Annotated in this window: 26 protein-coding genes and 2 pseudogenes; 11 read left to right on the top strand and 17 right to left on the bottom strand. The window is 61.6% G+C overall.

Annotation, left to right across the window (positions count from 1 at the left end; genetic code table 11):
- Nucleotides 1-7 precede the first annotated feature (7 nt).
- The 3 genes from IPM16_15455 to IPM16_15445 all read right to left on the bottom strand — a co-directional run bounded on the left by IPM16_15455 (nt 8) and on the right by IPM16_15445 (nt 2,200).
- Entirely contained in the window at nt 8-538 is a 531-nt protein-coding gene (locus IPM16_15455; GenBank protein ID MBK9124495.1) for an NADH-quinone oxidoreductase subunit J, read from the bottom strand.
- Nucleotides 539-608: 70 nt separating this feature from the next.
- Nucleotides 609-1,820, bottom strand: coding sequence for an NADH-quinone oxidoreductase subunit NuoH (gene nuoH / locus IPM16_15450; GenBank protein MBK9124494.1), 1,212 nt, complete (start codon nt 1,818-1,820; stop codon nt 609-611).
- Between the two features lie 23 nt (nt 1,821-1,843).
- Nucleotides 1,844-2,200 (bottom strand): NADH-quinone oxidoreductase subunit A, encoded by a 357-nt coding sequence (locus IPM16_15445; GenBank protein MBK9124493.1) that lies wholly within the window; start codon nt 2,198-2,200, stop codon nt 1,844-1,846.
- A gap of 295 nt (nt 2,201-2,495) precedes the next feature.
- Between IPM16_15445 and IPM16_15440 the strand changes: the two genes are divergently transcribed.
- A complete protein-coding gene (locus tag IPM16_15440) occupies nt 2,496-3,338 on the top strand; it encodes a hypothetical protein (GenBank protein MBK9124492.1) in 843 nt (280 codons plus the stop codon).
- Between the two features lie 18 nt (nt 3,339-3,356).
- Here the strand turns inward: IPM16_15440 and IPM16_15435 are convergent, their stop codons facing one another.
- Nucleotides 3,357-3,818 carry a DUF1801 domain-containing protein gene (locus tag IPM16_15435; protein MBK9124491.1) on the bottom strand — a complete coding sequence of 154 codons (462 nt, stop codon included), beginning with the start codon at nt 3,816-3,818 and terminating at the stop codon, nt 3,357-3,359.
- A 175-nt stretch (nt 3,819-3,993) separates the two neighbouring features.
- Between IPM16_15435 and IPM16_15430 the strand changes: the two genes are divergently transcribed.
- The 3 genes from IPM16_15430 (at nt 3,994) to IPM16_15420 (ending at nt 5,199) form a co-directional block, all read left to right on the top strand.
- Nucleotides 3,994-4,386 carry a hypothetical protein gene (locus IPM16_15430; GenBank protein ID MBK9124490.1) on the top strand — a complete coding sequence of 131 codons (393 nt, stop codon included), beginning with the start codon at nt 3,994-3,996 and terminating at the stop codon, nt 4,384-4,386.
- 148 nt (nt 4,387-4,534) lie between these two features.
- Nucleotides 4,535-4,774, top strand: a complete 240-nt coding sequence (locus tag IPM16_15425) for a hypothetical protein (protein ID MBK9124489.1) — start codon at nt 4,535-4,537, stop codon at nt 4,772-4,774.
- Nucleotides 4,771-5,199 (top strand): putative toxin-antitoxin system toxin component, PIN family, encoded by a 429-nt coding sequence (locus IPM16_15420; GenBank protein MBK9124488.1) that lies wholly within the window; start codon nt 4,771-4,773, stop codon nt 5,197-5,199. Before IPM16_15425 ends, IPM16_15420 begins: the two co-directional genes overlap by 4 nt.
- 68 nt (nt 5,200-5,267) lie before the next feature.
- On the opposite strand, the gene IPM16_15415 is transcribed toward IPM16_15420, so the two are convergent.
- Together IPM16_15415 and rpsO are read right to left on the bottom strand one after the other, a co-directional pair.
- Entirely contained in the window at nt 5,268-7,556 is a 2,289-nt protein-coding gene (locus IPM16_15415) for a polyribonucleotide nucleotidyltransferase (GenBank protein MBK9124487.1), read from the bottom strand.
- Nucleotides 7,557-7,743: 187 nt separating this feature from the next.
- Nucleotides 7,744-8,013, bottom strand: a complete 270-nt coding sequence (rpsO, locus tag IPM16_15410) for a 30S ribosomal protein S15 (GenBank protein ID MBK9124486.1) — start codon at nt 8,011-8,013, stop codon at nt 7,744-7,746.
- 271 nt (nt 8,014-8,284) lie between these two features.
- On the opposite strand from rpsO, the gene IPM16_15405 reads away from it, so the two are divergent.
- From IPM16_15405 to IPM16_15390, 4 genes are all read left to right on the top strand, one after another.
- Nucleotides 8,285-9,649, top strand: a complete 1,365-nt coding sequence (locus IPM16_15405; protein MBK9124485.1) for a vanadium-dependent haloperoxidase — start codon at nt 8,285-8,287, stop codon at nt 9,647-9,649.
- Between the two features lie 57 nt (nt 9,650-9,706).
- Nucleotides 9,707-10,465: a hypothetical protein gene (locus IPM16_15400; GenBank protein ID MBK9124484.1), complete on the top strand. Its 759-nt coding sequence runs from the start codon at nt 9,707-9,709 to the stop codon at nt 10,463-10,465.
- A gap of 335 nt (nt 10,466-10,800) precedes the next feature.
- Nucleotides 10,801-11,697: an IS982 family transposase gene (locus IPM16_15395; GenBank protein MBK9124483.1), complete on the top strand. Its 897-nt coding sequence runs from the start codon at nt 10,801-10,803 to the stop codon at nt 11,695-11,697.
- A gap of 70 nt (nt 11,698-11,767) precedes the next feature.
- Entirely contained in the window at nt 11,768-12,769 is a 1,002-nt protein-coding gene (locus tag IPM16_15390; protein MBK9124482.1) for a DEAD/DEAH box helicase family protein, read from the top strand.
- Between the two features lie 3 nt (nt 12,770-12,772).
- Here the strand turns inward: IPM16_15390 and IPM16_15385 are convergent, their stop codons facing one another.
- Both IPM16_15385 and IPM16_15380 read right to left on the bottom strand, forming a co-directional pair.
- Complete coding sequence (locus IPM16_15385; protein MBK9124481.1) at nt 12,773-13,420, bottom strand: IS982 family transposase; 648 nt, start codon at nt 13,418-13,420, stop codon at nt 12,773-12,775.
- Nucleotides 13,384-13,581: a hypothetical protein gene (locus IPM16_15380; protein MBK9124480.1), complete on the bottom strand. Its 198-nt coding sequence runs from the start codon at nt 13,579-13,581 to the stop codon at nt 13,384-13,386. Before IPM16_15380 ends, IPM16_15385 begins: the two co-directional genes overlap by 37 nt.
- Nucleotides 13,582-13,705: 124 nt before the next feature.
- Between IPM16_15380 and IPM16_15375 the strand changes: the two genes are divergently transcribed.
- Together IPM16_15375 and IPM16_15370 are read left to right on the top strand one after the other, a co-directional pair.
- A complete protein-coding gene (locus IPM16_15375; protein MBK9124479.1) occupies nt 13,706-14,581 on the top strand; it encodes an ATP-binding domain-containing protein in 876 nt (291 codons plus the stop codon).
- Nucleotides 14,571-15,080, top strand: a complete 510-nt coding sequence (locus tag IPM16_15370) for a hypothetical protein (GenBank protein ID MBK9124478.1) — start codon at nt 14,571-14,573, stop codon at nt 15,078-15,080. The genes IPM16_15375 and IPM16_15370 overlap by 11 nt, the downstream gene beginning before the upstream one ends.
- On the opposite strand, the gene IPM16_15365 is transcribed toward IPM16_15370, so the two are convergent.
- The 4 genes from IPM16_15365 to IPM16_15350 all read right to left on the bottom strand — a co-directional run bounded on the left by IPM16_15365 (nt 15,034) and on the right by IPM16_15350 (nt 18,511).
- The gene (locus IPM16_15365; protein MBK9124477.1) at nt 15,034-15,492 is read right to left on the bottom strand and encodes a transposase; all 459 of its coding nucleotides are present in this window, start codon (nt 15,490-15,492) and stop codon (nt 15,034-15,036) included. The genes IPM16_15370 and IPM16_15365 overlap by 47 nt on opposite strands.
- Nucleotides 15,492-15,848, bottom strand: a complete 357-nt coding sequence (locus tag IPM16_15360; GenBank protein MBK9124476.1) for an IS5 family transposase — start codon at nt 15,846-15,848, stop codon at nt 15,492-15,494. The genes IPM16_15365 and IPM16_15360 overlap by 1 nt, the downstream gene beginning before the upstream one ends.
- Nucleotides 15,849-16,445: 597 nt before the next feature.
- Nucleotides 16,446-17,804 carry a circularly permuted type 2 ATP-grasp protein gene (locus tag IPM16_15355; GenBank protein MBK9124475.1) on the bottom strand — a complete coding sequence of 453 codons (1,359 nt, stop codon included), beginning with the start codon at nt 17,802-17,804 and terminating at the stop codon, nt 16,446-16,448.
- A 2-nt stretch (nt 17,805-17,806) separates the two neighbouring features.
- Nucleotides 17,807-18,511 carry a hypothetical protein gene (locus tag IPM16_15350; GenBank protein MBK9124474.1) on the bottom strand — a complete coding sequence of 235 codons (705 nt, stop codon included), beginning with the start codon at nt 18,509-18,511 and terminating at the stop codon, nt 17,807-17,809.
- A 10-nt stretch (nt 18,512-18,521) separates the two neighbouring features.
- Here IPM16_15350 and IPM16_15345 point away from each other — a divergent pair, with 10 nt between their 5' ends.
- Nucleotides 18,522-18,800 carry a hypothetical protein gene (locus tag IPM16_15345; protein MBK9124473.1) on the top strand — a complete coding sequence of 93 codons (279 nt, stop codon included), beginning with the start codon at nt 18,522-18,524 and terminating at the stop codon, nt 18,798-18,800.
- Between the two features lie 39 nt (nt 18,801-18,839).
- Here the strand turns inward: IPM16_15345 and IPM16_15340 are convergent.
- The 5 genes and pseudogenes from IPM16_15340 to IPM16_15320 form a co-directional block, all read right to left on the bottom strand.
- A pseudogene (locus tag IPM16_15340) lies at nt 18,840-19,507 on the bottom strand (esterase).
- Nucleotides 19,508-19,829: 322 nt separating this feature from the next.
- Nucleotides 19,830-20,684: a S8 family serine peptidase gene (locus IPM16_15335; GenBank protein ID MBK9124472.1), complete on the bottom strand. Its 855-nt coding sequence runs from the start codon at nt 20,682-20,684 to the stop codon at nt 19,830-19,832.
- A gap of 175 nt (nt 20,685-20,859) precedes the next feature.
- Nucleotides 20,860-21,111, bottom strand: a complete 252-nt coding sequence (locus IPM16_15330; protein ID MBK9124471.1) for a hypothetical protein — start codon at nt 21,109-21,111, stop codon at nt 20,860-20,862.
- A 255-nt stretch (nt 21,112-21,366) separates the two neighbouring features.
- Entirely contained in the window at nt 21,367-21,522 is a 156-nt protein-coding gene (locus tag IPM16_15325) for a hypothetical protein (GenBank protein ID MBK9124470.1), read from the bottom strand.
- Between the two features lie 520 nt (nt 21,523-22,042).
- Nucleotides 22,043-23,112, bottom strand: a pseudogene (locus tag IPM16_15320) (PLP-dependent transferase).
- Nucleotides 23,113-23,172: the final 60 nt, after the last annotated feature.

Here is a 23,172-nt window from a genome sequence, read left to right as displayed (position 1 = left end):
GCGCTCCTTACTCCTCTTCCTCGTGCAAACGTGCGATCACGATAGCGCCGATGATCGCCGCGGTGAGCAGCAGCGACACGACTTCGAACGGCAGCACGAATTGATTGCCGTCGACAAACGAGGCGCCCAACTGCTCGGTGGTGCCGACGACGGCCGGGGCCTGATCAGGGGTCAGGCCGCCCCACACTGGGACAACGACGCCCAGCAGCAGGAACAGGAAGAACAAGGCGGCGACGATCGCAGATATCCACCATTGGTTGGTAAAACGCTCGCGCAGGTTCGTCATGCTGCGCGTGAGCATCACGGCGAACGTGAACAGAATACCGATCGCACCGATGTACACCAGCACCTGCACCGCGGCCAAGAACGGCGCGCTGAGCAGGACGAACAGCCCCGCCATGCCGAACAGGCTGACAATCAGCCAGACCGCGCCGCGCACCAGATTCCGGTTGAGCGCGACACCCAAGGCACCTCCTAGCGTCAGGATCGTAAAGAACCCGAACGCGAGGGCTTCAGGGGTTATTCCGCCAATGACCATACGCCGTCTCCTCGCAAAAAGGCGCGGTTCGCCGCCCCAACCAGCGAACCGCGCGACATTCGCACTGTTCTCAGTCCCCGACTGCGTGTGCGGGGGCGCTTAACCCTTTGGCCGCGTCCTCGGCACGTTCACGCCGGCCGCGGTTGCGCAGCATCACCATCACACCGCCGAACACCGCCAGATTGCCCACCAGCAGCACCAGCGTTTGCGGGATGTTCTGCACGAAATTGCCCGGATCTGCGGGCACCAGCCCGGCGACCTTGATAATCTGCAGCAGGAACGCCGTCACCAACAAATTGACGATGCTCAGCGGCACCAAGAACTGCCAGTTAAACAACATCACCTGATCGATGCGCAAGCGCGGCAGCGAATTGCGCACCCACAGCGAGATGATGTACCACACCGACGCCTTCGCCAGCAGCCACACCAACCCGATCAACGGCGCTTCGGCCACAAACGGCCCGATCCATCCGCCGCTGAACAGCACCGCCATCAGCACGCCGTTGGTGAATACGTGCATGAACTCGCCGGCGAAGAACATGGCGAACTTCATGCCGCTGTACTCGATGTTGAAGCCGGCCACCAGTTCCGATTCGGCCTCGATGAGGTCGAACGGCGCGCGGCCGGTCTCGGCCTGCGAGCCGACGAAGAACAGGAATGCGGCGATCGGCGCCGAGAACACGAACCACATGCCCCACTGCGCCTCGACGATACCGATCATCGACATGCTGTTGGCCAGCATGACCGGCACGATCAGCGCCAGCGCGAGCGGGACTTCGTAGCTGATGAGCAGCGCGACGACGCGAAAGGCGCCGAGCAGCGCGTACTTGTTGTTACTGGCCCAGCCCGCCATGAGCACCGAAAGCGTGCCGATGCTGGCGACCGCCACGAAATACAGCGCGCCGATCTCGAGATCGACACCGTAGTGAATCGGCGAGAGCGGGATGACCGCCCAGATCAGCAGCACAGCCGCGACCATGAACGGCGGGGCAAGGTTGTATATCGGACGGTCGGCGCCCGACGGTGTGATGTTTTCCTTGCTGAGCAGCTTGACGACATCCGCCAGAGGCTGAAGCAGGCCGAACGGGCCGACGCGGTTCGGGCCGATGCGATCCTGAATGCGGGCGGCGAACTTGCGCTCGACCCAGATCAGCACGATCGTCACCAACAGCGGGAAGGTCGCAACGAGGACCACGCCGAGGAAGATCGAGACGAACTCGGCCAGCCCGGCGTCCAAACCGCTTTGCCGCAAACACAGGGACAGGTTATTGATGCAGTCCATAGCCGTTCCTCAATGCCCCCGCGTTATTCCCACTTCAGCGCGTTTTTGCCCAACGCGTAAAACAGCGCGTCGGTCAGCAGGAAGATGAACAGGAACCCCGCGCCGAACGCGAAGAAATCCAAGTCCCGATAGGCCATCGCCCACGGGAACAGCAGCACCATCTCAACGTCGAAGACAAGGAAGATCAGGCCGTAGATGTAATACTGAACCTTGAACTGCACCCACGTATCGCCGACCGTTTCGACGCCGCACTCGTACGTCGCTTGTTTGATGGCGTTCGGTTTGCGCGGCGCAAACACGTTGCCAAGCACGATCGGCAAGGCGGGCAGCAGCGGCGCGAGCAGGAAAAACACGCCGATAAACGCCCATTGGTTCAGCACATTCATGGGGCTGACTCCCACACTGTAAGCGATAAGGTCAACATGCTTGCGTCGTTTGTCACAAAGCGTCGATAGTATAGCAAAGCACCCGCGGCCGGCGCAATGCGCGGCGCACAGCACTTACGACACCAAAATAAGGCGCGATGCACCCAAACTGACGGCGGATTGTAGCACATTCGCCCCCGTGTTTGAAACAGGAATGCCGCGCCTTAACCGGATCGCTTCCGTGCCAACATCGCAGGATAACCTTTGTGATCTGCGAGCTCGCACGTCGCTACAATACGAGCATCCGCGTATGTCCGACCGCCACTGGGCGGTCAAGGCACTCTCGATGAGCGATCCCCTGCCACCGTCTATTGAACCACCCACACCGCCGTCCGGCACGCCCGTGCCGCACGATCCGGTGCCGCCGATGACACAGCAGCCTGCGCCGCCGGCGCGTGTCTTCGGCCATCCGCAGATCATCGCCGCGCTGATCACCGGCATGATCTCGATTGTGGTAGCAGTAGTGGGGATCATTCCTGCGCTGATGGACAACGACGGCGAAATACCCACGCCGACCGTCGCCGCTGCCGCGGTTTCCAGCCCGACATACGAGCCGTCGCCACTTCTGGCGCCGACCGATCCGCCGCTAGAACCGACTACCGCACCGACAGATGTTCCGACGGACGTTCCGACGAATCAACCCGTCGCTGCGGTGACGTCGCTGCCTGTCCTCCCCGTGACGCCCGTGACCGGTGAGACGATCCCGCCAACGGTCGAAGGCGCGACCCTGCCGCCCAACGCCGTGCTGATCTGGGATCAGGACGCGTTTAACGTCGTCAATGAAAGCGGCGCACGGATGTCTTTGGCGCGCGTCCGCTTCCGCGCCCTCAGCGATCGAAGCACGCGCTGGCGCGCCGAGGACTGGGGACCGGTACACGAGACCCTGCCGGACGGCCAATGCCTGCGCTTGCGCGATGCGTCGGTGGGCCGCCGCAATCCGCCGCCGGAGTGCGCCGGGGATCGGCTGTATGCACTGTTCGAGGTTGGCCCCTCGGTGATCTTCTGGCCTGCCGGTTTCACGGTCGAGCGCGACGACATCGTGTTGGCGACCTGTACGTCGTCCCCGTGCGAGGTCCACATCCCGCCGAACTAGCTGGACCGTGCCCGGTCCTCAACTCACTGCTTTCTTTACCAGTTCGCTGATCTGCTTCTCTATTGCTGGAGTCAACTCCTTGAGTCCGAACGCGACCGGCCAAAAGGCGCCCTCGTCGAGGTTTGCCGCGTCGGTGAATCCGAGCGTCGCATATCGCGTATTGAACTTCTGCGCGCTCTGGAAGAAGCACACGACTTTGTCATCCTTGGTGTAGGCAGGCTGACCGTACCACGTTCGCGGCACGAGCACCGGCGCGCTGGCCTTGATGAGCGCATGGAGTCGCTCGGCCATACCGCGCTCCGGTTCCGGCATCTCCGCGATCTTATCGAGCACGTCTTGCTCGCCGTCTGCCCGCTGCGCGGCCGCCTTCAACTCTCGAGCGCGTTCCTTCATTGCGGCACGTTCTTCCGCCGTGAATCCCTGCGCTTTCTTGCCTGACTTCTTCGCCGGCTGACCCATCTCAATCTCCTCCCTCGTCATACCCATGAATCATATAACAGATGTGCTATGTTTGCGTCTTGAAATCGCCCCGTTTTCGCAGATTTGCCGCGACTCGATGTCGTGGCGAGGCACACATCACTTTGTCGCGAGAGTCAGGGACGTTTCGGTTCTGATCGCGTATACTCCCGTTGCTGGCGAGTGTCCGGAGTTTTTCATGTCCCAACTTCACCAACTTGTGCCCTTGAGCGATGAGATGCGCGGCGCGCAGTTCACCGCGTTCCTCGGCGGGCCTGTCCCGGACGGCGTCCGGCTGGGCCGTTACCCGACCGCCGACGAGGTGCGTGCGGCGTTCGACCGGCTGGACGAGCCCGTCCGGCGCATGGTACAGGACAAGTCCGGCAAGTCGTGGTCGCTCGCGGTGATGGACGGCGCGCACGAGGCGCTGCGCATCGACGCGCGCCTGCGCGGCCAAACCGAGATGCTGTTCACCGTCTCCGGCGACCGGCATCTGCTCGAAGCGCTGGTCGCGCAGCTCCCGCGCAACTGCGGCTCGTTCCTCATCATGACCGACGGTCAGAATCCGGTGATCGTCACCGCGGATGGGTAGCCACGAAACCTCACCTCGCCAAGGCCATGGAGAGGGGGAGACTCGGGGCTAAGGTTCAAGTCCAGAGGGCGAAAGCCTGCTGGCGGGAGGGGCCGCAACAAGGCCTTTGGCAGTATACTGAAAACACGAAGATAGAGGATCTATGCGGATGACCGACGTTCAGATCATGTTGACCTTGCCGAAAGAGCTCGCAGAGGAGGCGCGCGCCGCCGGATTGCTCGATGCCGAGTCGTTTGCCGCCTACATACAGCATGAATTGAAGCGGCAGTCGGCTCAAAGCGAGCTGCGCAGCCTTGTTGAAGTGCTTCGCGCCGCTCCGCCTGAACTTTCGGAATCCGAGATCGAAGCAGAACTCGAAAGGGCGCGCGCAGAGCGTTTAGCGCGATGACCACGGCGGTCATCGATACGAACGTTGTCGTATCGGGATTGCTCTGGACTGGGACGTCCGCTGAAGTCATTGACGGCGTGTTGACAGGCCGTGTTATCTCCTATACCTCTGTTCCGATTCTGCTTGAGTTGGAAGACGTTCTGACACGCAAGAAGTTTGCGGCTAAGTTCGCTTCTATTGGTCGAACCCCATCGGACGTAGTCAGGCTGTGGCAGTCGACGTGCCGTGTCGTTGAACCGGTGTCCATGAAGATCGCAGCACTTCGAGATCCCAAAGATGTGATGCTTGTCGAGTGCGCCGTCTCGGCACGGGTCGAATATCTCGTCTCGGGTGATCGAGATCTTCAGGCGCTGGATCGCTACGGGAATCTCCATGTGATTTCGCCGGCGGACTTTCTGAGTGCATTGAGTCGCGAGGCGAAATAGTGCAATCGAAAACCGGCGTGCGGATCGTCCGCACGCCGGTTCGTTACTTGTTTGGCTTGGGATTGAGATCAGCCGCCGCGGTATCCGCCGCCGCCGCGATCACCCCCGCGATCGCCACCGCCACGGTATCCGCCGCGGTCGCCACCGCCCCGGCGATCCCCGCCGCCGCGCCGGTCGCCGCCGCCCCCACCGCGCGGACGACTGTCCTTCGACTGCGCTTCTTCCAGCGTCCAGCCTTCCAGCACGGCCTGCCGGCTCAGACGGACCTTGCCGCCCGGATCGACGTCGGTGACCATCACCATGATCTCGTCGCCAATCGCGACCTCGTCCTCAACCTTGTTGACGCGGTAGTCGGCCAGCTGGCTGATGTGCACCATGCCTTCTTTGCCCGGCAGGATTTCCACGAAGCAGCCGTAGCTCTCGATGCGGGTGACGCGCCCGGTGTAGATGCGCCCCAGCACGGCCGATTCGGTCATGCCGCGGATTTCCTCAAGCGCATTGTCCACGCCGGCGCCATTCTGGCCGGAGACGAACACCGTGCCGTCGTCTTGAATGTCGATCTTGACGCCGTGCTTCTCCTGCAGGCCGCGGATCATCTTGCCGCCCGGCCCGATCACCGCGCCGATCTTGTCGACGTCGATCTTGACCGTCTCCATGCGCGGCGCGTAGTCGCTCAGCTTGGCGCGCGGCTCGGGGATGGCGCTCTTGATGACTTCCAAGATCGTCATGCGCGCGTCTTTGGCCTGCGCCAGCGCCTGCTTCATCACGTCGTGCGTGACGCCCTTGATTTTGATATCCATCTGCAAGGCGGTGATGCCCTGATCGGTGCCGGCCACCTTGAAGTCCATGTCGCCGAGGTGATCCTCAAGGCCCTGAATGTCGGTCAGGACGGCGACCTTGTCGCCTTCCTTGATGAGGCCCATGGCGATACCGGCGACCGGCCGCTTGAGCGGCACACCGGCGTCCATCAGCGCGAGCGTGCTGCCGCACACCGACGCCATCGAGGTCGAGCCGTTGCTGCTCATTACCTCGCTGACGACGCGGATGGTGTAGGGGAACACGTCTTCCTCGGGGATCATGTAGCGCAGCGCCGTCTCGGCCAGCGCACCGTGCCCGACTTCGCGGCGCTTGGTGCCGCGCAGCGGGTAGGCCTCGCCGGTCGAGTAGGGCGGGAAGTTGTAATGGTGCATGTAGCGCTTGTTGGCTTCAGGCGCGACGTTGTCGAGCTCTTGCGCGTCGCCCGGGGTTCCGAGCGTGGCGATGCTGAGCACCTGAGTCTGGCCGCGGGCGAACAGGCCGGAGCCGTGCACGCGCGGCAGTAAGCCGACCTCCGCCGACAGCGGGCGGATGGTGACCGTGTCGCGGCCATCCGGGCGCACGCCGTCGTCCACGATTCGGCGGCGGACCTCCTCGTACATCAGGTCGTCCATCGCCTTCGCGATGTCCTTGACCGTGACAGGCTCGGCGCCGTTGACCAGCGCGGCGTTGTTTGCTTCGTACTCGGCGACCAGCGACGCTTGCAGCGCGTCGACGGCATCGTTACGTTCGGTGCGGTCGGTGATGTTGGTGAGGATGTCACGCAGCTTGAGGCGCGCCTTACCGGCGATCTCCTCGAACAGTTCCTTCTTGATGACGGCCGGCGTATAGGCCCGCTTGGGCTTGCCGACCGCCTCGGCCATCGCCTTCTGGATCTCGATCAGCGGCTGAATCGTCTCATGCGCCAGCGCCAGCGCGCGCAGCATCGTGTCTTCGTCGATCTCCTGCGCGCCGCACTCGACCATGTTGATCGCGTCGGCGGTGCCGGCCACGCGCAGGTCGAGCGTGCTGTTGGCCATCTGGCTGAGGGTCGGATTGACGACCAGCTCCCCGTCGACGCAGCCAATTCGGACGCCGGCGACCGGGCCGTCAAACGGCACGTCGCTGATCGTCAGCGCGGCGCTCGCGGCGACGATGCCGAGCATGTCCGCCTGATGTTCCTGATCATGCGACAGCGGCATGAGGATGACCTGCACTTCGTTGCGCAGGTCGTCCGGGAACAGCGGGCGCAGAGGCCGGTCGATGACGCGGCTGGTGAGAATTGCCGATTCGGACGGGCGGCCTTCGCGGCGGAAAAAGCTCCCCGGGATGCGCCCGGCGGCGTACAGCTTCTCCTCGAAGTCCACGCTGAGCGGGAAGAAGTCGATCCCCTCGCGCGGGTTCTTGCCCATGGTGGCGGACGCAAAGATGAGCGTGTCGCCGAGCTGAATGGTGACCGCACCGCCGGCCTGTTCGGCCAGCTTGCCGGTCTCCAACACGATTTCCTCGCCGCCGATGAGCGCGGTGAAGCGCTTGGCGGTCTTGACTTGTAGATCTACCATGTCTCGATTTTCCCCCTTGGGATAGCAAGAGGCCCGGCAGTCAGGGATTGGAAGATACGGCTAACGCAGTGCGTTAGCGGCATTCTCCAATGCCTGCAATGCCGGGCACTCCATGACCAAAACAGAAAAAGGATCTGATCGCCGCTGCGGTCGTTCCGGATGACGTCTCAGACCCTACTTCCAACACTTACTTACGCAGCCCCAACTTCCCGAGGATCTCGCGGTAGGCTTCAGGATCCTTGCGGGCCAGATAGTTCAGGTGGCTGCGGCGCTCGCCGACCAGCTTGAGCAGACCCCGGCGCGAATGATTGTCGTGCTTGTGGATCTTGAGGTGCTCGGTCAGCTGAGAGATGCGCGTGCTGAGCAGGGCGATTTGCACCTGCGGCGAACCGGTATCGCCTTCCTTAACGGCGAAATCGGCGATGATCGTCTGCTTTTGCTCTTTGGTGATGGTCATTCGCGTTTGCCTGTCCTTGCGACTGTCACCACGTAGGCCGGACATTTAGGCCCACGGGTCGAAAAACGGATAGAAGCATTGTAGCACACCCCATCCGCGCGGTCAGGGGTCAGTGTTTGGTGGGGAGAGGCGGGCTGGTATAGCCGGTATCGCACGACGCGTACGCCGACCTGAATGCAAGGAAGGGGGTGTATGCAGTACATTCTGCAGGTGGGCAGAGGCGTATCCTGCCCGCTCGTGATCGCGTGGTCACGATGACGGGGAGTGAGTGATGAACGCTCGAATCAGAATGCTGATCCTTGTCCGCAGTGTCCGGGCTTTTGCGCTGTTAGCGCTCCTCCTGCTGACTGTCGCTGTGCTGCCCGTCGCCGCGCAGCCGCCCGCGCAGATGGCCGCCGACCAGCCCGCCGACGTAGCGACCGCATGGTTCGACCTGCAGCTTGAGCTGGTGCGGACGAGCCCCGGCTTCACCCCGCCGGTGGCCTCGCGGGCGTTCGGGTATTCCGGCGTGGCGCTGTATGAGTCGCTGGTGGCCGGCATGCCCGGCTATCAGTCGCTGGTCGGTCAGCTCAACGGATTCACCGGGGTGCCGCAGCCCGCCGCGGATCGGCCGCTGCACTGGGGGATCGTCGCCAACGCCGCGCTGGCCGAAATCTCACGCTTGATGTTCCCCAACGCGACCGACGCCGGAAAAGCGGCGATCAACGCGCTGGAGGCGGAGACCAACAACACGCTCGCCGCGCAGACCGACCTCGACACCGCGATTCGTTCCGCCGTGCACGGCACGCTGGTGGCGCGCGCAATCTATGACTGGTCGATGACCGACGGCGGCCACGAGGGCTACATGCTCAACTTCCCAGCCGACTACGTGCGCCCGGTCGGGTTGACGATGTGGGTGCCGACGCCGCGCCGCGGTGGCAATCCGCAGCCCGCCATGCAGCCCTATTGGGGCGACAACCGGTCGTTCGCGCTCGAGTCCGGCGCAGAATGCAGGGTCGATGCGCCGTATGCCGAGCAGGGATCGACTGCGTTCCTCGCCGAGGTGCGCGAGGTCTACGACGTGTCGATGGCGCTGACCGACGAGCAGACCGCCATCGCCGAGTTCTGGTCGGACGATCCCGGCGTGACCGCCACCCCGCCCGGCCATTCGATCTCGGTGCTGACACAGGTGCTGCGGCAGGAAGGCGCGTCGCTGGACGTGGCCGCCGAGGCCTACGCCCGCATGGGGATCGCCGTGGCCGACGCGTTCATCGGCTGCTGGAACGCCAAGTACATCTACCATCTCATTCGGCCGATCACCGTGATCCGCGAGCTGATCGACCCGGAATGGATGTCGATCGTCAACACGCCGCCGTTCCCCGAGTACCCGTCCGGACATTCGGTGCAGTCCGGCGCGGCGGCGGTCGTGTTGGCCGGCCTGTTCGGCGACGAGTACCGTTTCACCGACCACACGCACGATGCCCGCGGACTGCCGGCGCGCGATTACCGGTCGTTCTCCGAGATGGCCGAGGAAGCGGCGATCTCGCGGCTGTACGGCGGCATCCACTACCGCGCCGCCATCGAGCTGGGCCTCGAACACGGGCGCTGCATCGGCCGCAAGGTGAACGCGCTCCAGTTCCGCGCGCCGTCGGCCTGAGCCGACAACCCCGCGGTATGCTAGAGGAGTCGCGCGACAGCAGCAGGACGCAGACCCATGACCACCGGACAGGCGCAGAGCTTCTACTTTTTCGACTTTGACGACAACGTCATGTATCTCGATACGTCGATCCTCGTTCAGAACACGATGACCGGCGCGATCGAGCGCGTGAGCACCGGCCAATACGCCCAGATCGCGTCACGGTTGGGCGTGCCGGGCGAGTGGCAGGACTACGCCGTCTTCGAAGGGTCGTATCAGCACTTCCGCGACATCCCGGACGAGCAGCTCGAGTCGCCCGATCAACAGCACTTCGTCGCGGATATCCGGCATGTGATCGAGACCAAGCCGCCGGACGAGTGGCAGGCGCCGTCGTGGGAATTCTTCGAGCACGCCTGCGCCAAGGGCCGGCCCCTGTCGATCATCACCGCGCGCGGCCACCACCCCAACGTGATCCGGGCAGGGATTCGCGTGCTGAAGGAGGCCGGGTTCATCGCCGCGGAGCCGAACTACCTGACCATCTACCCGGTGAGCCACATCCCGGCGCGGCTCGAACTGGGCGACGAGAACCTGCACTACACCATCCCGGCACTGAAGAAGCTGGCGATTATCCGGTCGGTGGAGGTCGGGCTGGGGACGCACGGCCCGAGCTTGCCGCACCAGTTCGGCATGAGCGACGACGACCCGAAGAACCTGCAGCTCATCATCGAGGCGATGAACGAGTGTAAGCGCCTGCACCCGGACAAGCGCTTCTTCGTGTTCCACATGTTCGCCGACAAGAGCGTCAAGCTGGAGGTGCTTCCGCTTGACCCGCCGTGAGGGTGGGGTCAACAAGACTCTCAATCTTTGTTACAGACCCATACAATGTGACCGTGAGAGTCATGTTTCATGTAGAATACCGTGATAGTCGAGTCTCAATAGGACTTGGGGCGCATGATCGAGTTTCTATCCGCACTTCACACTTTCGAGCAAGACAGCGCGGCTCGGACCGTCTTGCGCTGGATTTCGGAAAAGTTATCCCATGTCGATGGTGTCTGTTATTACAAACATCCCGTGATAAAGATAAACACAACCTTGATTGCTAGTTGAGGTCGTCCATGCGGCGGTCGCTAGAATGGTTGTCGCCAAACAAAGCCACGAGGCGAGCCAACCGCATGGACGAGACCTACATTGTAACCGCATATGTCGTGTTGGATGACGTGCTGAAAGTGATGAACTACCGGGACGATGTGCGAGCGACGGTGAGCGCGGCGGAGGTGCTGACGGTGGCGGTGGTGGCGGCGCGGTACTTCCAAAACCACCATGAACGGGCCTTGTGCGTATTGCAGCGGATCGGCGCGCTGCCGGGGCTGAGCGTCTCGCGGTTCAACCGCAAACTGCACCGTCTGAGCCAGCACATCGGTCACCTGCTGAGCGTCTTGATGGAGGTGCTGCAGGCGGGGGAGGTGTTCATCATCGACAGCATGCCGGTGCCGGTCTGCAAGCGGGTGCGGGCGAGACGCTGTCGCAAGCTGCAGGGCAAGCGCTACTTCGGCCACTGTGCGGCCAAGGACGAAACCTTCTTCGGCTGGCGCTTGCATCTGGTGTGCAGCAGTGACGGCCTGCCAGTGGCTTTCGACGTCATGCCAGCCGCTTGGCACGACCTGACCGGGGTCCAATGGCTCACCGCCGAGCTCGCGGCCGGCTCGACCGTCGTGGGCGACAAGGGCTACAACAGCGACCTGGATGAAACGTTGTGCGACTACTACGGCGCTATTCTGCTGCTGCCCAAACGACGCAAGAACATGGTCCAGGATGTCCCCGAACATCGGGCGCTGCTGCGCCGTTTCCGTCCGGTCATCGAGACGGTTCACAGCCAGCTCGAGAAGATGGGCGTTCAGCGACCCATGCGCGCACCAATCTCGGCCTGTTTCTCAAGCTGTACGCTTCGCTGCTCGCCTTGCTCTTTAATCCGTTTGTCTAGCAATCAAGGTAAACACAGGTGTATTCGCAGAATTGACTCTCTTGCTAACAAAGTTCAACCCTGTTGCCATACGGTGTCTCCCATTTAGGCTGGAAGAAATCGCACAAGCAACAAAAGAGGAATGGCAAGTAAACGATTCGCAGATAGAAGCTCCGCTATTGGAACTGGAAGACTTCGCGTTCAAGCTGCAATCGCTTTTTGGAGAGGATCGGTATCTCAGAGATATCCTGCGACCTCGAGCAGTATTGGCTCTACCATTGATTTCCGCCCAAGATTTTCGTGGAAAGTTCGGCGATATCCTTACAGACGCACTGGTGATTTGGTCGGATGGCGATGTTTCAACTGTCTTGCATAGCCTCGAGGTAGAACTTACCGAGGATTACTGGCGCCGAGCCCGTGCCATAATGCAAGGTGTCACACCACTGACGAAGCCCTCCAGTAATACATCTTTGCGCGCTGATCGATTGAGTGACGCTATTAGGCTGCTTGACAGGGAGATAGCCCTTCTTGATGATGAGCAAGAGAAGGCAGCGCTACAGATTGCACCGGGTCCCCAGCAGATTCGCGGTCTTGCGGGCACCGGAAAAACCGTCCTTCTCGCTATGAAGGTAGCCAATATTCATCTGCACTTCCCTGATCGAAAAGTGCTTTTCACTTTTCATACAAGAAGCCTGTATAACCAGGCTAGATCCTTGATTACACACTTCTATAGGGTTCATAGCAAGGAAGATCCCGACTGGAGCCAAGTTCATATTAGGCATTCGTGGGGCGGCGATACTCGGCCAGGCGTTTACTCTGACTTGAGCGCTCGTCAGGGCGTCAAACCGATGACTTTGGATGAAGCTAGGCAATTGAACTACTCAGATCCATTCAGGGCATGTTGTATCGATGCATTGAAGCGCCCGATTGTCCCTGTGTATGACTATGTATTAGTCGATGAGGCACAAGACATGCCGAACGAGTTTTTCCAGTTGCTTTATCGACTTACGACAGAGCCTCACCCGATTACGTGGGCATATGACGAGTTACAAAGCTTGATAGCACTTGATATTCCGACTCCTGAGGAACGCTTTGGAGTAGATGACAGTGGCAATCCTCTAGTAGTGCTTGATGATCAGGACTATCCAAGCGGTATCGAAAAGGATCTGGTGCTACCTTGATTGCTAGACAAACGGATTAAAGAGCAAGGCGAGCAGCGAAGCGTACAGCTTGAGAAACAGGCCGAGATTGGTGCGCGCATGGAGTCGCTGAACGCCCATCTTCTCGAGCTGGCTGTGAACCGTCCTGATGACCGGACGGAAACGGCGCAGCAGCGCCCGATGTTCGGGGACATCCTGGACCATGTTCTTGCGTCGTTTGGGCAGCAGCAGAATAGCGCCGTAGTAGTCGCACAACGTTTCATCCAGGTCGCTGTTGTAGCCCTTGTCGCCCACGACGGTCGAGCCGGCCGCGAGCTCGGCGGTGAGCCATTGGACCCCGGTCAGGTCGTGCCAAGCGGCTGGCATGACGTCGAAAGCCACTGGCAGGCCGTCACTGCTGCACACCAGATGCAAGCGCCAGCCGAAGAAGGTTTCGTCCTTGGCCGCACAGTGGCCGAAGTAGCGCTTGCCCTGCAGCTTGCGACAGCGTCTCGCCCGCACCCGCTTGCAGACCGGCACCGGCATGCTGTCGATGATGAACACCTCCCCCGCCTGCAGCACCTCCATCAAGACGCTCAGCAGGTGACCGATGTGCTGGCTCAGACGGTGCAGTTTGCGGTTGAACCGCGAGACGCTCAGCCCGGCAGCGCGCCGATCCGCTGCAATACGCACAAGGCCCGTTCATGGTGGTTTTGGAAGTACCGCGCCGCCACCACCGCCACCGTCAGCACCTCCGCCGCGCTCACCGTCGCTCGCACATCGTCCCGGTAGTTCATCACTTTCAGCACGTCATCCAACACGACATATGCGGTTACAATGTAGGTCTCGTCCATGCGGTTGGCTCGCCTCGTGGCTTTGTTTGGCGACAACCATTCTAGCGACCGCCGCATGGACGACCTCAACTAGCAATCAAGGTTGGTGCTTTATAAGTCATATCGCTGCCCGCAAGAAGTGCTCATGCTTGCTCATGCGATCGGATTGGGGATCTACAATCCCGATGGAGATTGCGTTCAGATGCTTGGGCGTAGGGAGTCGTGGGAGGCAATAGGTTATGAAGTGACTGGGATCCTTGAAAAGGGTAACAAGGTCGAGATATTTCGACCTGCAGAGAACAGCCCAAACCGAATTTCAGAGATATACACAGGAACGCAGCACCTCATCGTGGCAAGAAGCTTCGACGATCGTGAGAGTGAACTTGCCTGGATAGCCGATTCAATCCGGCGCGATGTGCGAGACGAAGGCGTAGCACCAGAAAAGATCGTAGTGATTTCACTGAATCCACGCCGGGACGTTGTCCGCAGTAACCTCTCAAACCTTCAGTCGCGTTTGTTGGAGTTTGCAATTCCCTCAACCATACCCGGGGTCCTCAATAGCAGTGATGCCTTTGCGGAACCCGGATACGTCACTTTAACCACAGTCTTCAGGGCGAAAGGAAACGAGGCAGATGTCATTTACGTTATGAACTTCGAGTTTCTATACGACTTCGTCGACGAACCTGGAATTCGTAATCAAGCGTTCGCGGCCATTTCGCGTTCCAAAGCTTGGGTGAGGATTACAGGGATTGGAAAGAAGATGGAGGTGGCAACCAAGGAGATCAACAACATCTTGGGTGATCAGCCTTACTTCAGATTTGTATTTCCAGATATGAATGAAATTCAGCGCCGACTAGATGCGGGAACAAAGAAAAGGAGGAGAGAGAAAGCTGATGCCGCCAGCGCCTTGACAAAGTTACGAAACCTGAATAAACGAGCAATCCTCGCGGCAATGGAAGAAGATCCGTCATCCGTGAAGGAACTGAAGAAACTCATGGATGAGCTAGACGATGAACCTTAAGCAAGTGTATGCGTCGCTTAGCGCGGCCTATCAGTTCTGGTCGCCACACACCATCAACCAGAATTTTGTAGTTCGTCAGTTCGGTGATTTCGTCGAACTAACATGGAATCAGCGATCCTCCGAGCTTATCTCAGAAATTCCGACTGAAGATGCCTTGGCTGAGATGGTTAACAGGCGGCAATTCTCGTTTCAATTCGAAGGCGGCGCGGCGGTACGCGTCCACTATAGGTTCGATCGAAGAGGTAAAGAAATTGTCAGTGCAAGCCTCGGTTATTTCAGCTTGATCGACACCCGCGAAGAAGTTGATACGCCGACGTGGCCAAGTAGCGACAGAGGTGTCGAGCTTCAAGATTCTTCAGGCAAACTCAGGCAAATATCGATTGAGGCTGCATACGACGCTGAGTCGCCACATAACTCAACTACAGTCCGCGATGGAAACACTAGAGCCTATTTCAATAATACGGGGCGATGGCGGCAACAGGCCGCAGTAGCCGGTTGAGGGACCATTGGATAAAGGCAACCAGACAGAACGCTTTGAAGTTTTCCAGCTTGCGCTCGTAGCGCACGACCAGCCGACGGCAGTTGTCCATCCACGCGAAGGTGCGTTCGACAACCCAACGCCGGGTGCGTCCCAACGGCGCCTGCGGCCGACCGCGCCGCGGTCGGTGGCCCTCGGCACGTTTGCGCTGCGGGATCCGGGGCCGGATCCCTCGCCGGCGCAAGGCGGCCCGCAGACGTCGGCTGTCGAACCCTTTGTCAGCGCCCAGCGCGCGCGGGCGACGCCGGGGTTTGCGCTTCGCACGGGGCACCATAACGTCATCAATCACGGCTTGCGCCAACGTGACTTCGTGAGGCGTGGCGCTTTCCACCACCACCCCAATTGGCAACCCATGTCCTTCTACCACCAGCATCACTTGACTGCCTTTGCCGACCTTCGTCGTTCCGACGCCGGAGCCCCCTTTTTAGCGGGGGTGAAACTCCCATCCAGAAACGCTTCGGTCCATTCCAACTTGCCTTGCGCATCCAGTTGCCCCAGCAGCGCCCGCCAGATCCGCTCCCACGTCCCGTCCCGCTGCCAGCGATCCAGCCGCCGCCAGCACGTCACATGGTCGCCGAACTCTTCGGGCATATCTTTCCATTGGCAGCCCGTCTTCAGGACGAACAGAATGCCGTTCAGCGTACGGCGATCATCCGCACGCGGTCGCCCGCGCCCCGGCTTCTGCTTAGGGATCAACGGCTCCAGAATTTCCCACTGTTGGTCAGTCACGTCATGTCGGCTCATCCCACCAGTGTACCGTTACCGCTCAATTTTTGAAACCGCTTCTAGTTCAAAGATGAGCAATGAAGATCGAACTGCACTTCTGGCGTTGATTAACGAGTATGATATTGCAGTCACAGCAGGTGGTTACAGTCGACTCGTTGGTTACATGAGGATCGATTACGCACCTGACCAAGGTCGAGGTGTGCTTCATCACGACTGTCATCTTCACCTAAGTAGTTTTCCATATTCTAGGTTGGTTGTATCCAGACTTCCCTCACCGTGGCAGTTCATAGAGCTGGTAGTGGCGATCAACAATCCAGACGTATACCGAAACAAGCGACTGACACCTGAGGGGAAATACCGGAATGAAACCGAGATACGACACGTAAACTCGCCTTGTTTCGCATCAACTCCAATTGACGATGTGGGACACATTGCGCATCTTGTGTTTCCTGGCATGCTTTCGTAGTTATCTCCATGGTAACCACCCCGCCGAGCCCCCGGCCCCCCGCGGCAAACTTCTTCCGCGAGCCCACGGCGCGCAGCGTTCGGCCACCCTCATCGTCGGCAGGTTGGTGTTTCGGGCGGAGACGTTCGGCGTCTCTACGCCCCGGCTTCCTCAATCACGAACACCGGCACGACCGAGCCGGTGCCGGCGGTGACGTTGAGCAGGGCCGTGCCGGACAGGCGCGTCAGGCAGCCCTCGATGCGCTCGCCGTAGTAGGCGTACGGGTCGGCGTCCACGTACCGCTTGCTGATGTCGAGCCGGCCGTCGATCATCGCCGCGTAGTCGCGCTCGATGGTCTGCACGCGCTCCTGCACCACGTGCGGGGTCGTCATGGCGTGCCCGATCGCCGCGTTCCAGCGGTCGCTGTCGACCTCCCAGCCAATGATGACTCCGCTGCCGCCGTACTCGTCGTTGGGCTTGATCACCAGCTTGTGCCGGTTGTCGGCCACCCACTCCAGCAGGTCGACCTCCTGCCCCTCGTAGGTCGTCTTGCGATCCTGCACGCGGCGCGTCCACGGGATGTGCGCATGGACGGCGTCCAGCTCGCGCGGGGAGAACAGGTGCGCGTTGGTCTCGTCGCTCAACACCGCCAGCGACGCCTTCTTCGCCAGCAGCTTGGCGCTGAACGAGTTGGTGATGAACACCGCGCCGTCGCGCACCGCGCGCACCACGTCGTGCTGCATGCCGAGCTGGTGGATCAACTCGGTGCACAGCACGCGCTTGTAGATGATGTCGACCTTGAAGTCACCCTGATACAGCCCGCCGTCGCGGTATTCGAGCGCCTCCGGCTCGGTCACGATCGACGTATAGCCGTGCGACTCGAAGTACTCGGCGCTCATGTAGTGCTCGTTGCGGGTCGGCACGTTGGCCCAATCCAGCACGGCGATCTGCGGACGGTCATGGCCGCCCCACTCGCGGTACCCGCGCAGGATGCACTCTAGCAGGTGGCTCATGCCGCGCGTCGGCTGAACGCGGTAGCGCTGCTGGAAGCGGTGGAACACCGGCAGGTCTTCGAACACGCCGGTCAGCGTGTCGCCATAGCCGATGCCGGCCGGAGTCTCCGCGTTGTACTCGACGAACTTGAGGTAGCCGGTCTCGGGCCGGAAGAACGAGTCGAGCCGCGAGGACGTCCACGGCGTGTCGATGCGCGCGTCTTTGTCGACGTGCAGCATCTCCTCCTCGTACGGCTCGAGGTCGAGCTGCTCGCGCAGCTTCACGTCGTTCATCGCGGCGTCGTGCGCCTTGCGGAAGGCGCTCAGCACCAGCGCCGTGCGCTCGCGCAGGTACTCCCACGCCTCGACGTTATAGAAGTGCGGGCGCAGCACGCGGCAGACCGGCACGGCGCCAAAGTACAGGCGGCGCTCGCGCTGCCACTCCATGAGCTGTTGGTGCGTCTCTTCAGCAAGGCCGCCGACGAGCAGATCGTGGTAGTGCTGGATGGCCTGCTGAATCATGGCTATTTGCTCCGGGCGTTATTCGCCTTTTCGTACCACACGTAGCGCGATCCGGTCGACGCGTCCGACTTGGCCAGCCGAATGCACATATCGGCCATGTGCGTCACCATCCACTCGAAGTGCTTCTTGCCGAGCGAATTGATGTCCATGTCCGGCGCCGGGTTCATAAAGTCGATGGCGTACGGGATGCCGTCGCGGATGGCGAACTCGACCGTGTTCATGTCGTAGCCGAGCGCCTCGACCAGCGCGATGCTGTCGCGCACGATGCGGTCGTACAGCTCGCGCGAGAAGTCGTGCTCTTCGAAGTAGCGGCCCGCGCCGTGGCGGCCGGGCTTGTACTTCATCACGTAGATGTCATTTTGGCCGAGGCACATCACGCGCGCGTAGTTGTCCCACGTGATGTACTCCTGCAAGACCATCGTCAGCAGGCCGGACTGGTTGTAGTAGTGCCACAGCTCTTCCATGCTGTGCGCCACGTACACGTCCTGCCAGCCGCCGCCGTGGGCATCCTTGAGGATCACCGGGAAGCCGCCGACGTACTCGACCAGCGTATACCAGTCGAGCGGGTAGGTCAGGTTGCGCAGGCTCTCGTTCGGCACGATGCCGGGGACGTAGCTGTGGTTGGGCAGCACGACCGTCTTCGGATGCGCCACGCCCAACTGGTCGGCGAGGCTGGCGTCGAAGAACTTGTCGTCGGACGACCACATGAATGGGTCGTTGACGACCTTCACCTTGCAGCGCCGCGTTCTTGAGGAACGACCGGTAATACGGCACTTCGTGGCTGATGCGGTCGATGATGACGCGGTACGGCACCGCTTCGTTCATGCGCGTCCCGCCGATGTTCATGAACTCGGCGACCACGCCCTCGTTCCGCTTGTTGACCTCTTCGATGAACGCGGGCGGAAACGACCACTCGCGCCCGACAAACAATCCAATCTTCAACGGTTCTGCCATAGTTCACGCTCCCGGCTCGATGCGAGCCTTCTCTTCGTTTAGCAAGGCCGCTCACACAGCGTGCGGCAGCCCGGGTTGCGTCTAGTCGTGTCCGCCGATGTACGCGCGGATCATCTGCTCCCAGTAGCCCCAGTCGTGATTCCAGCCGTTCCACTCGCGCAGGGCGTTGCCGATGCCCTTCGACCACGGCACGCGGCTCATCGTCCGGGAACGATCGAGCAGCGGGTCGTCGCTGCCGGCTACCATGATGATGTCGAGCTGCTGCAGCATGGCGATCCGGCGCGGGTCGTTCTCGCCGGGGATGTACCACGTCAGGTTGTTGAGGTAGACGTGCTCGCCATTCCAGCCGTCCGTCCAGTAGCTGATGTCGTAAATCCCGCTCAGGCCGAGGATACGCCCGACCGCGTCCGGGTGCTTGAGGCCGGTTCATCGCGTGGTACGCGCCGAAGCTCGCCCCAGCGTGATCATGAACGGATTCGGGTTCTTGCTGCGCGACAGCGGCACGACCTCGTTATACAGGTAGTTGTCATACTGCGTCTGCCGCCACGCGCGCTGGCCCGGATGCGCATGACGGTTGTACCAACTTTCGCCGTCGACGCTGTCGACGCAGTAGAACTGCAAGTGTCCATTGTCGATGAACCACGACAGCTTGCTCCACATGCCGCGGTCTTCCACTCGTAATACTTGCCGCGGCTGGTGGGAAATACGAGTACCCGCGCGCCGGCATGTCCGAAAATGAGCAGTTCCATGTCCCGCTGGAGCGACGGACTGTACCAGCGGTGGTATTCGCGGTCATAGTGATCGTTTCCCCTAAGCCGCCAGCGCGCACCATGCGCACTGCAGCGGCGGCATCGAGCACCCGGCCCCCCTGCCGGGTTGATTCGCGATCCTCCAGCACCTGAGCTGTCCGCTTGAGCACGGCTTTGACCTGCGCCGGCGACAGTTCCGCATTGACTTCGAGCATCTGCGCGATCACCGACGTCACAATCGGCGTGGCGACCGATGTGCCGTCGACGTGCTGGTGGTACGCGTCGATGAGTTTATGTTCGTAAGCGCGCGCCTGCAGCGTGCTCAGCAAGTTGGGCTGTATGGTTGGCCGAACAGCTTGGTCAGGCCCCTGTCGGCGCTTCCAGACTCCATGAGCTGGCGGATCGGATGTTTCGCTGAATTCTCCAGCAGCGGACCAATCCAGAACGCCTCCCACGCGACCGGCGTGCTTGGCATGATCGGCGATGCGATCCAACGCGCCGGCGCGACCAGATCCGGCTTGTCCGAGCCGTCGTAGGCCAGCCCGCTGTTGTGGCCGTACAAGCGCCATTCGCTGCGGTCGTCGGTGTTGTTGTCGTCCAGCCCGCCTACGGTAATGGCTTCGGCCGACGAGGCGGGCGGCAGCAGGTGATTCACCGGGCGGTTGCCGGCGGCCGCGACCACGATCACGCCTTCCTGCGTCAGCGTGCGGATTACCAGATGCAGTGGATGTTGGCCGTCGTAGCTGACGAAGTCGCCGCCGACCGACAGGTTCACGACCCGGATGTGGTAGCGGCGGTGATTGGCCAGCACCCACTCCAGCCCGCGCTGTATGTCGACCTCTTTGACCTCGTTCTTGGGACTGCTGATCTTGACCAGCACAAGCTCGGCGCCGCTGGCGATGCCGCGGTACTTCCCGCCGCTGCGCCATCCGTCCCCGGCGCAAATCACGCTGGTCATCATGCCGTGCCAGCTATATGCCGGCGACTTGGACACACTCTGCGACTCGACGATGTCGTCGGTCGTGGCGTCCACGTGGACGCGGATGCGCCCGCGCAGGTCGGGATGCGCATAAAAGCCGCTGTCGATCACCGCGATGGTTACGCCCGTGCCGGTAAAGTCGCTCAGTGCGCCGACCCGCTCCGGCGTCGGTCGCAGCGAGGGCGTCAGGACGGGCATTAGCGGGGCTGTCCGGCAGGCAGCGTGATCCACGGGCGGGCGTTCGGATCAGGTCGGCAATACACGGGCATGCTAGGCGTCGAGATGGCTTTCGCGCGCCGGTGCGACGGCGAGGAAATCCCGAACGAAACGCTCGCCGTACTCGGCGCGCAGGGCGTCGATCGTGTCGCGTTCTTCACCGGCGATGATCAACCCCCGCGTGGTGCGACTTGTGGATGCGCCAGACCACTTCCGGCGCGTTATAGGTGTTGAGGTCCGGCCATTCCTGCTTGGCGAGGCAAACCAAAAGCGTGCCGTGCAGGTTCTTGAGCGGGGAAGGCTGTACGGTTCGCCGCGCGGTGGCGATTTCCAGCCTTGCCCACTCTGCCCACAGGTTTACGCCCGGTCGTCGCGGCGACGAGGTCGGTAATGTGCGCGCCGCCGACACGGGCGGCGATCTCCGGGCAAACTAGAACTCGCCGTCGGCGTGACCCTTGATGAACTTTGCATGGGTCGGGCCATGGCTTTGCCCTAACGCCTCGATCACCGGACGATTCAGCGGATGATGGCTTCGGCGTCCGGGTCGCTGGCCGGCAGCGTGTAGGTCGTGAATACGCCGCCGTCATGGCTGGCGAGCGGCGGCCTGCCGTAACGACACGTTGACGAAGATCGTTTCGCCGTTCACCGTGAGCGCGTCGGCGTGTTACACGTCGCCCGGGACGTACTGCTCCATAACGCGGAACGAGGCTTGATCGCCCAATTCGTTGATGAACCACCACAGTTCGTCCTTGTTCGCCACGCGCTTGATGCCCATCGCGCCGGCTTCCAGCGCGGCTGAGCACCCACGGCGGCGGGACATGGTCGGTATACGCGTGGATGTCCTCGTGGTTGATGACGCCGACGGACTCCGGCACGCGCAGCCCGGCGCGCGACGTGACTTCTCGCATCGCCAGCTTGTCGCGAAAGTTCTTGGTCTGGTTGTGGCCCCATGCCGCGCAAACGTAGATGTTCGCGCAGGATCGCCGCCATTTCGACGTCGTACTCGTCCAGCGGGATGATTGCGTCGATCTTCTGGTGTCCGCGCCAGATACGATACCGCGTGGAACGTCCGGGAGCCGTTGCTGAGATTGGGCATCTGGAACATCGTCGACAGCGTCCCGCGGCCACTCGTCCTTGAGCTTCTCCTCGGTCAAGAGCAGCGTACGCGCCCCTTGTCGTTTGGATTCGTACAAGAGGTCCTCGCTTTAGAGATAACCGAGATGGCCAAGATAGTTGTCTGGCGTGAGCTTTCGTTCCTACCCCGACTGGACCAGCGGAATTTTAGCGTGACGTTGTCAACACTTCAACAAGGCGTTAAGGCAAGTCCGCTTCAACGGTTGTCAGTCGGCCAGCGCCGTCCGCAAGTCGTCGATCAGGTCGTCGACGTTCTGATGCCGACGCTCAGGCGCACCAACTGCGGGGGGCACGGCGATGTCGCTGTCGGCGGTGCTGGCGTGAGTCCTGCTGTACGCGGTGCTCGATCAAGCTCACGCCGCCCAGCGACTCGGCGAGTGCGGGCAACAGCTTCGTCCGCGTGACGAGGCGATGCGCCTGTTCGGCGGTGTCGCAGGATCACCGAGATCATGCCGCCGGGGAGGCGCATTTGGCGCTGTGCCAGTGCGTACTGGGGGTGGCTGTCGAGGCCGGGGTAGATGACCTGCCGGACGGCAGGGTGGTCTTCGAGCATGCGCGCGACGGCGGTGGCGTTGCTGCTGTGCCGTTCGATGCGTACGCCGAGGGTCTTGATGCCGCGCAGGGTGAGGAACCGTTACCAGCGGCCCCCGCACCGCGCCGATGGCGTTCTGCAGAAACTTCAGTTGGGCGTAAATCTCCGGGTCGTTGAACGCGACCACGCCGCCAACCACGTCGGAGTGGCCCCAAGATACTTCGTGCTGGCGTATCACGATGTGTCCCGCACCCAGCAGCAGGGCTGTTGGATGACGGGGCTGCAAAACGTGTTGTCGACGGCCACCAGCACGCGCTCGAAGGGGCACGGCGCGGCCAGCGCGGGCGATATCGGGCAAGGCGCAGCATCGGATTGGTCGGCGTCTCCAGCCACAGCAGGCGGGTCGCCGGGGTAAACGCCGCTTTCACCGCATCCAGATCGGTCAGGTCGACCCAGCTGAACGTCAGGCCGTAACGCGCGAGGACTCTCTCGAACAAGCGAAACGCCGCCGTACACGTCATCCCCGACGAGATTATGTGATCGCCGGGGCTGAACAGGCGCGCCGATCGTGTCGATGGCGGCCAGCCCGCTGGCGAACGCCAGCCCGAACTTACTGCCCCGATGGCCGCGACGCACTCTTTGCAGCCGAGCGGGTCGGGTTGTCGGTGCGGCTGTATTCAGCTCTCGAACGCTCGGCCGGTGCGGCCTGCACGTAGGTCGATGTCTGATAGATCGGCGCGTCATAATCGCGCCGGTCGTCGGATCGCTCTGACCGGCGTGTGGATCGCCAGCGTATCGAGATGG

Source organism: Candidatus Flexicrinis affinis (genome assembly GCA_016716525.1).
Taxonomy (GTDB): Bacteria; Chloroflexota; Anaerolineae; order Aggregatilineales; family Phototrophicaceae; genus Flexicrinis; species Flexicrinis affinis.
The sequence above is the reverse complement of the archived record's forward strand: the minus strand, read 5'-3'. Positions and strand labels throughout refer to the sequence as shown.